Origin of the sequence: Flexivirga oryzae, from assembly GCF_014190805.1 — a bacterium.
GTDB classification, from domain to species: domain Bacteria; phylum Actinomycetota; class Actinomycetes; order Actinomycetales; family Dermatophilaceae; genus Flexivirga; species Flexivirga oryzae.
In genome coordinates, this window is record NZ_JACHVQ010000002.1 from 137,818 (window position 1) to 151,107 (window position 13,290).

10 protein-coding genes are annotated in these 13,290 nt (G+C 69.1%); 2 read left to right on the forward strand and 8 right to left on the reverse strand.

The window, feature by feature from the left end; translation table 11 throughout:
* Nucleotides 1-12 precede the first annotated feature (12 nt).
* From FHU39_RS13665 to FHU39_RS13675, 3 genes are all read right to left on the reverse strand, one after another.
* A complete protein-coding gene (locus FHU39_RS13665; RefSeq protein WP_183321169.1) occupies nt 13-1,524 on the reverse strand; it encodes a threonine/serine exporter family protein in 1,512 nt (503 codons plus the stop codon).
* Between the two features lie 64 nt (nt 1,525-1,588).
* A complete protein-coding gene (locus FHU39_RS13670; protein WP_183321170.1) occupies nt 1,589-3,415 on the reverse strand; it encodes a serine/threonine-protein kinase in 1,827 nt (608 codons plus the stop codon).
* A 101-nt stretch (nt 3,416-3,516) separates the two neighbouring features.
* Entirely contained in the window at nt 3,517-3,942 is a 426-nt protein-coding gene (locus FHU39_RS13675; protein ID WP_183321171.1) for a CBS domain-containing protein, read from the reverse strand.
* 152 nt (nt 3,943-4,094) lie between these two features.
* Between FHU39_RS13675 and FHU39_RS13680 the strand changes: the two genes are divergently transcribed.
* Together FHU39_RS13680 and otsB are read left to right on the forward strand one after the other, a co-directional pair.
* Nucleotides 4,095-5,504 carry a trehalose-6-phosphate synthase gene (locus FHU39_RS13680; RefSeq protein WP_183321172.1) on the forward strand — a complete coding sequence of 470 codons (1,410 nt, stop codon included), beginning with the start codon at nt 4,095-4,097 and terminating at the stop codon, nt 5,502-5,504.
* A gap of 122 nt (nt 5,505-5,626) precedes the next feature.
* A complete protein-coding gene (otsB, locus tag FHU39_RS13685) occupies nt 5,627-6,334 on the forward strand; it encodes a trehalose-phosphatase (protein WP_343065894.1) in 708 nt (235 codons plus the stop codon).
* Here the strand turns inward: otsB and FHU39_RS13690 are convergent.
* The 5 genes from FHU39_RS13690 to FHU39_RS13710 form a co-directional block, all read right to left on the reverse strand.
* Entirely contained in the window at nt 6,331-7,380 is a 1,050-nt protein-coding gene (locus FHU39_RS13690) for a substrate-binding domain-containing protein (protein WP_183321174.1), read from the reverse strand. The two genes, otsB and FHU39_RS13690, sit on opposite strands and share 4 nt — an antisense overlap.
* Nucleotides 7,377-9,224, reverse strand: a complete 1,848-nt coding sequence (locus tag FHU39_RS13695; protein ID WP_343065895.1) for a glycoside hydrolase family 13 protein — start codon at nt 9,222-9,224, stop codon at nt 7,377-7,379. The genes FHU39_RS13690 and FHU39_RS13695 overlap by 4 nt, the downstream gene beginning before the upstream one ends.
* Nucleotides 9,221-10,117, reverse strand: a complete 897-nt coding sequence (locus FHU39_RS13700) for a sugar ABC transporter permease (protein WP_183321175.1) — start codon at nt 10,115-10,117, stop codon at nt 9,221-9,223. Before FHU39_RS13700 ends, FHU39_RS13695 begins: the two co-directional genes overlap by 4 nt.
* On the reverse strand, nt 10,117-11,703 hold the full coding sequence (locus FHU39_RS13705) for an ABC transporter permease subunit (RefSeq protein WP_183321176.1): 1,587 nt from the start codon (nt 11,701-11,703) through the stop codon (nt 10,117-10,119). The genes FHU39_RS13700 and FHU39_RS13705 overlap by 1 nt, the downstream gene beginning before the upstream one ends.
* Nucleotides 11,704-11,793: 90 nt before the next feature.
* Nucleotides 11,794-13,134 (reverse strand): sugar ABC transporter substrate-binding protein, encoded by a 1,341-nt coding sequence (locus FHU39_RS13710; RefSeq protein ID WP_183321177.1) that lies wholly within the window; start codon nt 13,132-13,134, stop codon nt 11,794-11,796.
* Nucleotides 13,135-13,290: the final 156 nt, after the last annotated feature.

Here is a 13,290-nt window from a genome sequence, read left to right on the forward strand (position 1 = left end):
GACCCGCCGATGTCAGCGCTGTCGCGCCCGCCGGCGCCGCCGGTGCATCACCCGCCGGTCCAACGGCGCCGACAACACGTCACCCATGACCACCCCGGTGCTGATCGCCAACGCGACCGCGGCGGCACCCATCAGCGTGCTGACGGCTTGGTCCTGGGCCGAGGCCGAGACGCCGACGATGCTGCCGGAGACGGCGTCATACATGCCGCGGAAGATCCGCAGACCGGGCAACAGCGGCGACACGGCCGGTACGACGAGCACCAGCGCTGGCGCGCCCAGCCGCAACCCGATGAACCGCCCACCGACCCCGATGACGATCGACGCGATCGCGATCGAGGTGGTCGCCCCGAAGTGGAAACCGCCGACACTGACCGAGCTGGGCAGACCGCCGGCCAGCAGCAGCCCGACCGCGCCGAGCAGGCCCGCGGGCAACAGGTGCCGCGGCTGGACCCGGGCCGACACGGCGCTGCACATCGCACCGAACGCACCGCAGACCACCTGCAACCACAGGATCGCCGGCTGCGAGGCGAAGTTCAGCGCCGTCGGTGCGGTCAGTTCGAGGCTGAGCGCCTTGTCCAGCCGCAGGGTCAGTGACAGACCGGCGGCGATCCCGGCGATGATGCCGGACGTGGTGAGGAAGACGGTGAGCAACCGCCCGGCACCGGTCACCGGATAGCCGGTGACCGCGTCCTCGACGGCCGACGCCATGGCACGTCCGGGCAGCAGCACCACGATGCCGGACGCGATCGCATACCCGAACTCCGTCGCCGGCATGTGCATCCCGAGCCAGCCGTGTATGCCGATCAGGTAACCCACCCAGGCCAGCACGACCGAGATCGCCCCGCCCGCGGCGGAGGTGTAGAAGGACGGCACCGAGCGCTTGCTCAGCCAGCGTCCGACCCGGTCGACGAGCAGCACGGACACGATCGACACGACGATGGCCATCGCATGGCCACCGAGCACGGCGCAGACCGAGCCGGCCAGACCGGCATACCCGAGGGCGACCATCCAGCGCGGGTAGATGCGGGATTTGCGCTGGATACGGCGCAGCTTCTTGGTCGCGGCGGCGACATCGTCGATGCCGCCCTCCACGAGCTCCTCGACGAGCCCGTGGATCGCGGTGAGCCGGGCGAAGTCGCGGCTGTTGGACCGGACGACGCGCAGCAGGGTGACCGGGACGCCGTTCGGGGTCGGTGCCTGCACCAGCAGCGACTGGTTGGTGATGTCCACCTCGAGCCGGCGCAACCCGGCGGCGGCGCTGACCGCGACGACGGCGGCTTCGACGTCACGGGTGCTCGCGCCGCAGCGCAGCAGCAGCTCCCCGACCCGCACGGCCAGCTCCAGCGCACCCCGGACGGTGGCCTCCTGCTCGGGGGTCTCCATGGAGCGCGGATCGCGGTACGGCGTGTGGCGCAGGCTGTCGGCGAGCGGCATCGGCTCGGTGACGGGTTCACCCTGCAGGAAGCGCATCCGGCCGGAGAGCGGCAGCCCACCGGGGTCGGTCTCGGGCACGTCGTCGTTCACGCGCACCAGCGTAGGGGCGACTCCCGGCGTGCGGTATGAGGCAGCTGAGCGCCGGCTGATTCCACTACTGACCGATGGAACGGGTGAGCGCGAGCTGGACCTTCAGACTCGAATCGCTCTGGATCGGCCACCAACTGGCGGCCGACGTCAGGTGGGTCAGCACGAAGATGACGCCGATCGCCGCCAGCAGCACGCACAGCCCGATGATGATCTGGGTCAGCGGTTGACCACGCACCACACCGCGCACCAGGCTGCGGGAGCCGCGCCGCAGCGAAATGCCGCCAGGCCCCCACCACATCACGACCGCACCCACCAGCACGCCGGCCGCCATCGGCAGCGGGCGCCCGAGATAGACCGACCCGCCCTCGGCCATCGAGTACGCCAACGCGACCGCCGCGGCGGTGCAGCCGCCCACGAACGCCGGGATGAGCACCGTCAACAGGGTCGCGAGCGCCGCGACCACGCCGTGCCAGGGCGAGGTCACCGCGGCCACGAAGTTGTCCGACCGGCGGGGCCCGGCCGTGTAGCGGCGCAGCACCATCGAGGTGATCGACTTGTCGCACCAGCGGGCCGCGATCGCCCACAGGACCAGCAGCGCGATGCCGACGGTCGGCACCACCGCGGTGATGCCGGTCAGCGCCGCGAGCAGGGCGCCGAGGGTGCCGGTGCGGGACGCCTGCCCGATGCGCGGGTCCGGCGGCGGGACGAACCGGCCGGGCGCCACGGACGGGACGGGGCGGTTCGGGTCGTCGCGTTCGTACGGCATTGCCTGGTTGTATGGCGCCTCGCGCGGCTCCGCGGGTTGCGGCGCTCCGAGGTGTTCGGTCGGGTCCGCGGTGCGGCCTCCACCGGCACTCCGGTCGACGCGGCCGTCGCCCGCCGGACGCACGATCCGTTCCGTGCCGGGCTTCGGGGGTGCCAGGCGCGCCGTGGCGGGTTTGCGGGAGTCCCGCGGGGCGGGAGCCGGCCGCCGGCGCGCGATCACCGGGAGTTCGCCGGTGTGCCCGCCCTTGGCGAAGACGTCGAGTGCGGCGAGCACCTCCTCGGCGTCGGGCCGCCGCTCCGGGTCGGGGTCGAGCGCGGCCTCCAGCAGCGGCCGGATGCGCGAATCGACGCCGTCCAGGTCGTGTTCGCCCCGGCACACCCGATCCAATACGACCGGCATCGGCCCGCGGCCGAACGGCGAATGGCCGCTGGCGGCATACGCGAGGGTTGCCGCCCAGCCCCACCAGTCGGTGGCCTCGGTGACCTCGTCGCCCTCGACGATCTCCGGCGAGAGGTAGCCCGGGGTGCCCATGACCAACCCGGTCGAGGTGAGGCGCGAGTCGTCGGCGACGTGCGCGATGCCGAAGTCGATGAGCACCGGCTCGTCGCCGACCATCAGCACGTTGCCGGGTTTGAGGTCGCGGTGCACGATCCCCGCGTCGTGGATGGCGCCGAGCGCGTCGGCGAGCCCGCGGCCGAGCCGCGCGAGCCGCGCCGCACCGAACGGGCCGTCCTCCTCGACGACCTCGTCGAGTGCCGCACCGGGCACGAAACTGGTGACCAGGAACGGACTCGCACCGTCGATGTCGGCGTCGAGGAACGACGCGACGTGCGGCGACTTGACCCGCACCAGCGTGCTGACCTCGCGACGCAGCCGCTCCCGGGCGCTGCGGTCGTGCGCGATGTGCGCGCGCAGCACCTTGACGGCGACGGCGCGGCCGTCGTCGTCGAGCGCCTTGTAGACGACACCCATGCCGCCCTCGCCGATCTTGCGGATCAGCTCGTAGTCGCCGATCCGCTCCTGGTCGGCGCTGCGGTCGCGGTCGTCCGCGCTCTGGACCACGGGTAGCCGGTGCGTGCCCCCGTCGCCGGGCGGCGCCGGCTCCGGTCGGCGGTTCGCAGTCATGGTGTCCACGGTATGCGACAACGAACGAGACACCGCGTATGACGCCCCGCACGGTCACCGATCCGGCGTGGCCTTCGCCACGTTGCGCTCCCGCCGGAACCCTACGACGTGATGTAGGACTCCAGCTGGTCGCGCTCGTGCTGCAGCTCGTCCAGCCGGAACTTCACGATGTCGCCGATGCTCACGATCCCGACGAGTTCGTCGTCGCGCACCACGGGCAGGTGACGGAAGCGGTGCTCGGTCATGGACGCGGCGAGGGCGCTGATCTCGTCGTCCGGGGTGCACGTGACGACGTCGCTGGTCATCAGGCTGGACACCGGCCGATCGAGGAGCCCGGCGTCGCCCTGCGGCAACGCACGCACCACGTCACGTTCGCTGATGATGCCGGTGATCGCACCGTCATCCACGACCACCACCGCACCGATCTTGCGGTCGGCGAGGGTCTGCACGAGTTGGCCGATCGTCGCGTCTGACGTGACGGTCACGACGTCGGATCCCTTGCCCTTGAGCAGCTCTTGGATACGCATGTTTCACCGTATCGCCCCCGGGGCGGCTGTGGCCACGATCGCGTCCACGAAGCGGGCCGGATCCTCGCGGTCGACGCGCTCGCCGGCAGCGCGGCGGCGCGTCATACAGTGAAGGGCGACGGAATCCTCGCCGCTCAGGAAGGGGTACGCCGGTGCCGCGTGACCGGTTCGACCTGGTGATTGCTGCCAACCGGCTGCCCGTCGACCGCGCCCGCGAGGGCGGCCGTTCGGTCTGGCGCCGCAGCCCCGGCGGGCTGGTCACGGCCATGGAGTCGGTGATGAGCGACCGCGACGGCGCCTGGATCGGCTGGTCCGGCGTGGCCGGTAGGGCGCCGGCACCGTTCGAGCAGGACGGGATGCACCTGCACCCGATCGCGCTCAGCGCCGACGAGATCCGTGACTACTACGAGGGTTTCAGCAACGGGTCGCTCTGGCCGATCTATCACGACGTGATCGTTCCGGCGACGTTCAAACGCAGGTGGCAGGCGGCATACGAGCAGGTCAACCAGCGCTTCGCCGAGATCGCCGCCGAACTCGCGGCCGACGGCGGGACCGTCTGGGTGCACGACTATCAGCTGCAGCAGGTCCCGCGGCTGCTGCGGGAGCTGCGCCCGGACGTGCGGATCGGCTGGTTCAACCACATCCCGTTCCCACCCGTCGAGCTCTTCATGCAGTTGCCGGCGCGCGACGGCCTGCTCCGCGGCCTGCTCGGTGCCGACTTCCTGGGCTTCCAGCGTCTCGCGGACGCCCAGAACTTCCGGCGCGCCTGTCGCCAACTACTGGGCGACGAGCAGGTCACCGTGCGCGGCGACGTCGTGCGGACCGCCGACGGACACGAGTGCCGCGCCGCGGCCGTCCCGATCTCGATCGACACTCGCGGCATGGTCGAACTCGCAGCGACTCCGGCGGTGCAGGAGCGCGCGGCGGAGATCCGCGCCCAGCTCGGCGACCCCGAGCACCTGTTGCTCGGGGTGGACCGGCTCGACTACACCAAGGGGATCCGGCACCGGCTGAAGGCACTCGAGGAGTTGCACCGGGAAGGACGACTCGATGCCGACCGCACCAAGTTCATCCAGGTGGCCACGCCGAGCCGGGAACGACTGGAGGCCTACCAGCAGATCCGCGACGACGTCGAGCGGACGGTCAGCCGCATCAACGGTGACCACTCCCCCATCGGGGCACCTACGGTGACCTACCTGCACCGCTCCTTCCCACGCGAGGAGATGGCCGCGATGTTCGTCGCTGCCGACGTCATGCTGGTCACGCCCCTGCGCGACGGGATGAACCTGGTCGCCAAGGAGTATGTCGCCGCCCACGACGACAGCGGTGCGCTGGTGCTGAGTGAGTTCACCGGCGCCGCAACGGAGCTCAAGCAGGCGTTCCTGTGCAACCCGCACGACATCGCCCGCACCAAGCAGACCATCCTGCGCGCCATCGATGCCGAGCCGCGCGAGCGGGCGCGGCGGATGCGTGCGATGCACCGGCAGGTGCTGCGCCACGATGTCCAGCACTGGGCCGAACAGTTCCTGACCGACCTGGCGACGGCACCGAGGCAACCATGACACGAACCCCACGAAGTTCTCCGCCCGCGCCTGCACCCGATGCGTCGGGGGCGCCCCACCGGAGCATCGATCCCCGACTGCGAGCGGCGCTGGCGTCGCTCGCAGCCCGGGACCGGATCCTGGTGAGCACCGACTTCGACGGGGTGCTCGCTCCGCTCGTGCTGGACCCGTCGAAGTCCCGGCCGGTCGACGGATCCATGGAGCTGTTGCGCGAAATCTCCGATATGCCAGATGTTTTCGTGGCGATCGTGTCCGGCAGACATTTGAGTGCGCTACGTTCGCTGTCCGGCGTCGCCGCGGACGAACCGATCGTGCTGATCGGCTCGCACGGCGCCGAACCCGATCGCGACCTGCCGCTCGAGGTGGTGTTCGACGACGCGGCTCAGGCCCGGCTCGAGCAGGCGGTGGCGGCCGTGACCGAGGTCGTCGAGGCGCACCCGCCGACCCGCCTGGAACGCAAACCCGCCGGTGTCGTCCTGCACACCCGCAAGGTCCCGGTCGACGTCGCCGAGGCCGCACACGCCGCCGCACTCGCGATCGACCTGCCCGGCGTCGATGTGATGGCGGGCAAGCAGATCGTCGAGCTGAGCGTGCTGTCGGTCACCAAGGGTGACGCGCTACGAGCACTCGCAACGGAATTCGGCACCGGCGGCACGCTCTACCTGGGTGACGACGTGACCGACGAACGAGCCTTCGCGGCCCTCGCCGACGACGACCGGAACGTCACGATCAAGGTCGGCCCCGGCGACACCGTCGCCCGCTTCCGCATCGCCGACCCGGAGGCCGTGGTGCAGGTGCTGCGGTTGCTCGGCGAGCTGCGCGGCGATTAGCCGACGCCACCCGCCTCCGTGCGCGGGTCGTGTCGCACGCCGGTCAGGTATGGCGCCCGCCCCGTCGACCCGCGCACCAGCAGCTCGGGAGCGAACAGCGCGTCACCGGAGGGCTGCGGGTGACCCTTGACCAGCTCGGCCAGCGCATCCGCCGCGGCCGCCGACATGGTGGCGACGTCCTGCCGGATCGTGGTGAGCGGCGGCCCGGTGTATTTGGTGATGTCGGAGCCGTCGTAGCCGATGACCGACAGATCGGTCGGGACCGTGAGCCCGAGTTGGGTGGCGGCCCGCATCACGCCGAGGGCCATCAGGTCCGAGCCGCAGATGATGCCGGTGGCGCCCTGCGCGATGAGGGACCGCCCCGCGAGCTCGCCGCCCTCGACGGTGAACCAGGTCTGCTCGATCAGCTTCTCCATGCCGGCCGCCGCAACCTGCCGCTCGAACTCGGCGACCTTGCGGATGGACGGGACGTAGCGCGGCTGCCCGGTGGCCAGCCCGATGCGCTCGTGGCCGAGCTGCACCAGGTGGTCGAAGGCAAGGGCCACCGCGGCCCGCTCGTCGGTGGACAGCGACGGCGCCGCGATCTCCGGCCGGTGGCCGTTGATCATCACGATCGGCACACCCTCGGCCAGCAGTTTCTGGTAGGCGGAGATGTCCGAGTTGCTCTCGGCGTGCTTGCCGCTGACGAAGATGATCCCGCACACGTCGTGGTCCAGCAGCATCGGCAGATAGTCTTCCTCCGCCACGCCTCCGGGTGCCTGCGTGCACAGCACTGCGGTGAATCCCTTTGCGGCGAGCCGCTGTTGGATGACCTGTGCGAAGAGCGGGAAGACCGGGTTGGTCAGCTCCGGCACGATGAGGCCGACCGGGCCGGCGCCCATCCTGCTGCGCAGGTGGGAAGGACGCTCGAAGCCGAGCACGTCGATCGAGGTCAACACGGCGGCACGGGTCTCCTCGGCGACATTGCTCTTGTTGTTGAGGACCCGAGAGACGGTCGCCTCGCTCACGCCTGCGTGCTCGGCGATCCGGGCCAGCCGACCGGTCACAGCTCACCCCACGAATAGAGCGCGTAGCCGGCCCCGTCCGCCTGCAGCGTGACCGTCTCGTCGTCGGCGTCGATCTTCGCGGCAGACGCACTCACCAGGCGGCCCTGCGCGATGCCGGGCAGCTGGGTCGCGGGCACTGTCACCGGCTCGTGGGCGGCCCGCGCGCAGTGCACCAGCACGGCACCCGTCGCAGTCTCTCGCACGAAGGTCAGGCTATCGGTGCCGGCGGACACCCAGCGAATCCCGCCGTGCCGCAACGGTTCGAGCTCGCGGCGGGCCGCGATCAGCTCCTGGTAGGTCGCGAACGTGCCCGCGTCCCAACGGTGCTCGTCCCAGGGCATCGGGCGCCGGCCGTCCTCGCCGAACTCACCCGGCATGCCGATCTCGTCACCGTAGGTGATCATCGGTATGCCGGGCATCGTCAACAGCAGCGCGGCCGCGACCGCGACCATCGCCGGATCGTCACCGACCAGCGTGCGGATGCGGGTGGTGTCGTGCGAGCCGGTGAGCGTGAAGCTGAAGGTGCGCGAACGCCACGGGTCGAGCGATCCGAACTCGTCGATCGTCTCCGCGACGGACTCACCGCCGAGGCGTGGCACGGCGAGCGGAGCACCGAGGAAGTTGGGGGCGAAGTCCTTGTCGCGCAACCAGGTCCACACCGGACGGGTGAAGCCGGAGTAGTTCATGACGCCGTGCCAACCGGAGCCCTGCGCGTCCGCGGAGTGGTCGTGCACGTGCTCCCCGACGAGCAACTTGTCGCCGTCCAGCCCGTCGAGGGTGGCCCGCATGTGGTCCGCGACCGCGTGGTTGACATCCTGCGCGCCCCGCCGGCCCGTCATGTTCGCCACGTCGACCCGCCAGCCGTCGAGCGGCTGCTCACCGGTCAGCCAACGCCGCACGGGTGCGTCGGGCCGGTCGAAGAACGCATCGCGCAACGCTGCCGAGGCGTGGTTGAGTTTGGGCAGCGAGTGCACGCCCAGCCAGCTCTCGAAGTCACCGTCGTCGTGGAAGAAGTAGAAGTCCCGCTCCGGCGCGTCCGGCCCTGCCTGCGCCGCCACGAACCATTCGTGCGCGTCGCCGGTGTGGTTCGTCGTGAGGTCCCCGATCACCCGCAGCCCGCGTCGATGCGCCTCTGCGACGAGGCGTTCCAGCGCTTCGGTGCCGCCCAGCAACGGGTCGACCGCGTCGAAGCTGGACGCGTCGTACCGGTGGTTGGATCGTGCCGGGAAGAACGGCGTGAGGTAGAGCACCGTGACCCCGAGCCGCTCCAAGTGGTCGAGGTGCTCACGGATGCCGTCCAGGTCACCGCCGAACAGCTGCCGCGCGACAACCGCCCGGCTACGGGCGTCGACCGGATCGTCCCAGCCCGCCGGGACGGCCCAGTCCGGCGCGATCTCAGCCACCGGCGGGGCATCCGCAGAGCGAGCAAAACGATCCGGGAACACCTGGTAGACCACCGAATCCAGCGCCCACGCCGGCGGCTCCGGGTACGTCACGAGCCGGAAATCGCTGTTGTCGGGGACGTCCCGGCGGTGCAGACCGGTGCCGTTCAGCCAGAGGTACTCGCCGTCGGCGCCCTGCAACAGGAAGCGGTACGGCGTGACGGGGTTGTGGCAGGTAACCTCGGCCGTCCACCAGTCCTCGACGTCGCCGTGCCGCTCCACGGCCGCGGCGGCGAACGTCGGCTCGGCATCCCACAGCTGGCGCACGTGCACCTCGGTGATGCCGGCCGCGTGCGGCACCCGGACGCGCACGGAGACGGTCTCGCCGAGCCGCGGCGCCTGGTTGTCGACATACAGCCGGGAGCCGTCGTGGTGCGGCCGGGCAAGCAGGTCCTCGCTCACTTGACCGACCCCTGGGTGAGGCCGCCGACCAGCTGCTTCTGGAAGACGAAGTAGAGGATCATGATCGGCAGCGACGCGAGCAGCGACGCGGCCGCGAATTCACCGAAGAGAGCGACGCTTTCGTTGCCGAGCGTCATTCCGTAGAGACCGACACCGAGGGTCTGGGCATCGACGTCGGTGAGGAAGATGCTGGCGAGCATGAACTCCCCGAACAGCCCGACGAAGGTGATCATGAAGACCGTCACGAGGATCGGGCGCACGAGCGGCAGGATCACGGTGAAGAAGACGCGCGCATGGCTGGCACCGTCGACTCGTGCCGCCTCGTCCAGCTCCCGCGGCACCGTGTCGAAGTAGCCCTTGAGCAGCCAGACGTTGGCACCCATCGCGCCACCCATGTAGGCCAGGATCAGGCCCCAGGTGGTGTTCAGACCGAAGGAGGGCAGTACCTCACCGATCCGGCTGAAGGTGATGTAGAGACCGACGAAGGCGAGCAGCGCCGGGAACATCTGCAACAGCAACAGCGCGAGCAACCCGGCGCGACGGCCACGGAATCGCAGGCGGGAGAACGCGAACGCCGCGCACGCGCCGATGAAGACTCCGATGATCGAACCGCCCAGCGAAATAATCAGTGAGTTCTTGTACCACGTCAGGAACGGTCGGGCGGTGTCGTTGAAGAGGTCGTGGAAGTTGCTGAAACTGAATCCGGTCGGGAAGAGCGACGTCGTCGACAGGCTCCCGGACGGGTTCAGTGCCGCCGAGATCACGAAGAGGAACGGGAAGAGCGCGAACACCAGGACGACCCAGATGATGACGTGCTTCCACCAGACCTTCTTGAGGTCGCCGGCGCGGGTGTTGCCGATCGGCTTCCCGGTGGTGGTGCTCGGTGCGGACATCAGTTGACCTCCTCGAGTTGCTTGCTGCGCAGGAAGCCCGGGAAGCTCATCAGGGCCACCAGCGCGAAGATGATGATCGCGACGGCACCGGCGAGGCCGTAGTTGGGTGTGGTGCCACCGAGCGCGAGCCGATACGCGTAGGTGATCAGCAGGTCGCTCGAGCCGATAGAAGCGTTGCCGGAGTTGAACGGACCACCCTGGGTCAGCAGCTGGATCAGCCCGAAGTTGTTGAAGTTGAACGCGAATGACGCGATCAGCAACGGCCCGACCGCGACCAGCAGCAGCGGTCCGGTCACGGACCGGAGGGTCCGCCAGGCACTCGCACCGTCGATCTTGGCCGCCTCCAGCACGTCACCGGGCAGCGACTGCAGGGCGCCGGTGCAGACGATGAACATGTAGGGGAAGCCCAGCCAGAGGTTGGTGATGAGGATCGCGGCGCGTGCTCCCCACGCGCTGCCCATCCAGTCGATGTCCAGGTGGGTGAGGTTGTTGATCAGCCCGAACTGCTGGTTGAACATCGACCCCCAGACCAGCGCGGACACGAACACCGGGACGGCGTAGGGCAGGATCAGCAGCGACCGGTAGATCCCGCGACCACGGATGCGGGCGTCGTTGAGCAGCAACGCGAGCAGCATCCCGAAGACGAACGTGGTCAGCACCGACAGCGCCGCGAACGCGACGTTCCAGATGAAGATCTTCAGGAAGCCACCGCGGATGGTGTCGTCGGTGAAGATCGTCTTGAAGTTGTCGAGACCGACGTTCTCCTTCCAGCCGACCGGAAGTGGCTGTCCCTCACCGCTTTTCGGCACCCACTGGGCGTCCTTGGCGACATACACCTGTTTGGTGGACGTGTCGGTGATCGTGTCGGCCTTCTTGTCCCACACCAGGGTCGGTTTGCCCTCGTACGCGGCGGCGAAGCCGCTGGCCTTGATGCCGCCGCCGTCCTTGGTCGGCACCGCGAACTGGCCGAGATCCTTGCGCTTGTTCGCCTGCAACAGGTTGAGCGTCGTGTATCCGTCGGCCTTGACGATCTTGCCCGCCTGCACGGTCACGGTGTCCTTGGCGAGAGGCTTCAGCCCGGACTTGTCACCGACATACGTCTGACCCTTCTCGTCGGTCAGCAGGAAGTAGAGGTCACCGGTGTTGATGTCCTGCCCCGCCTTGACGGCGACCGAGAGGGTGTATGTCGGCGAGCCCGCGACCTGCTGCACCGAGTAGGCGATGTCCTGCCGGGTCGCGTCCTCCTTGGAGGCGAGGTGCCCCTGACCGTAGTTGGTCAGCGACGTCGCGGCGGTGTAGACGATCGGCCAGACCTGCAACCCGACCAGGAGCACGACCCCGAAGAAGAGGTACTTGGCGGGTACGGCGCGGCGGGTGCCGTACACCAGCAGCCCGCACATCGCGACGAACGCGACACCGATCACCGCGAGCGTGTGTCCGGCGTCGGCCAGTTTGGTCGCGACGTAGAAGGCGAGGACGACGCCGAGGACGATCAGTCCCCATTTGGCGACGTGCGCCCACCACGGCGTGGTCACCGGCGGCAGGCCGGTCAGCGACTCCTCGCGGGTGGTTGTGGTTGCAGCCATGTGAACTCCGGACGGGTGCGGGGGACGGTGCGTATCTGTTGGGTTCGGTGGCCGCGACCCTGACACCAGGGTCGCGGCCACCGAAGTGCATCAGCCCTTGGCGATGTTCTTGACGATCTCCTGCTGGGCCTTGTCGAAGCGCGCCTTCGGCTGGCTCTTGCCGGAGACGACATCGGCCATGGCCTGGCCGAGCGGACCCCACACGGAGTTCATCGCGGGGATGTTCGGCATCAGCTTGCCGCCCTTGGCCGCGGCCGCCCACTTGGCGACGTCGGGGTCGGACTTGACGACGTCGTCATACGCGGCGGTGAGGGCCGGCGGGCGCTGGCCCACCTTGAAGAGCGTCTCCTGCGCGGACTTGGTGGTCAGGAAGCTGGTCACGAACGTCTGCGCGACGGTCGCGTTCTTGGCCTTGGAGGACACGAAGAACATCTGCACGCCGAGGAACGGCTGCATCGCGCCGCAACCGGCCACGGTCGGCAGCGGGTCGATGGAGTACTTGATCCCCGCCTTCTTGAAGGCCGGGATCGACCACGGGCCGGTGATCTCGAACGCGGTCTTCTTGGTGGCGAAGAGCGTGTCGGAGTTGGTGGAGTCGATGTTGGTCGACAGTGCGCCGACCTTGCCCAGGTTGGCCATCTCGGTCGCGCCCTTGATCGAGCCGGCGCTGCCCACCAGCACCTTGCTCGGGTCGTAGTCGCCGTTGGCCTTGGTGCCGAAGATGCCGCCACCGCACGCGGACAGGAACGGGTAGCCGTTGTAGGCGTTGCCGGTCTTGCCCACCTGGTCGGACAGGATGTTGGTGACCTTGCCGTCCTTCTTCAGCTTCTGGCCCATCGACACCAGCTCGTCCATGGTCTTGGGCGCGGTCGGGGCGAGCTCGGTGTTGCGGACGAGTGCAAGATTTTCCACGCCGTACGGCACGGCATACGTCTGGTTGTTGAACTTGGTGGCGGCGATCGCCTGCTTGTTGAAGCCGGAGGCGACGTTGGCCGGCAGCTGGACGGGCGCGATGGCGCCGTTGGCGACCAGCTCACCGGTCCAGTCGTTGGCGCCGACGATCACGTCCGGGGCCTGACCGGCCTTGAACGCGGTCTCGTACTGCCCGCGCACGTCGTTGGCGATCTGCACCGCCACCTTGATGCCGTTCGCCTTGCCGAATTGCGTTGCCAGCTGGCGGACGTAGGGCGCGGACGTGGCATCCGCCCAGATCACCAGGTCGGCGTTCTTGTCGCGCGACGGGTTCTTCGTGCTGACCTCGGTCGGGGCGGCGGCCGCGGTCGACTTGCTGCCACCGGTCGCGGCGGCGCTGGTGCCCGCGTCGGTGCCGGCTGCCGAGCTCTTGCTGCCACCCGAAGAGGACCCGCCGCATCCGGCGAGGGTGAGTGCCGTCGCGCTGGCGAGAGCGACGGCAAGGGTGCGCTTGATCATGGAATCTCCTTCAACGGATGTGATGCGCGTCATACGGCGTTGCTGAAGACTACAAGGCCTTGCAGGCTTTTGCAAGATCTTGCAGAGAACTTTCACCCACGTGATCCCGACGGCCGGCCGGTATGACGAGAACGTCGCCACGCGCCGGCGTATCCA

Coding starts and splice junctions, on each gene's coding strand:
- FHU39_RS13670 (WP_183321170.1), bottom strand. CDS start 3,415: ATGACTGCGAACCGCCGACCGGAGCCGGCGCCGCCCGGCGACGGGGGC.
- FHU39_RS13675 (WP_183321171.1), bottom strand. CDS start 3,942: ATGCGTATCCAAGAGCTGCTCAAGGGCAAGGGATCCGACGTCGTGACC.
- FHU39_RS13700 (WP_183321175.1), bottom strand. CDS start 10,117: ATGTCCGCACCGAGCACCACCACCGGGAAGCCGATCGGCAACACCCGC.
- FHU39_RS13705 (WP_183321176.1), bottom strand. CDS start 11,703: ATGGCTGCAACCACAACCACCCGCGAGGAGTCGCTGACCGGCCTGCCG.
- FHU39_RS13710 (WP_183321177.1), bottom strand. CDS start 13,134: ATGATCAAGCGCACCCTTGCCGTCGCTCTCGCCAGCGCGACGGCACTC.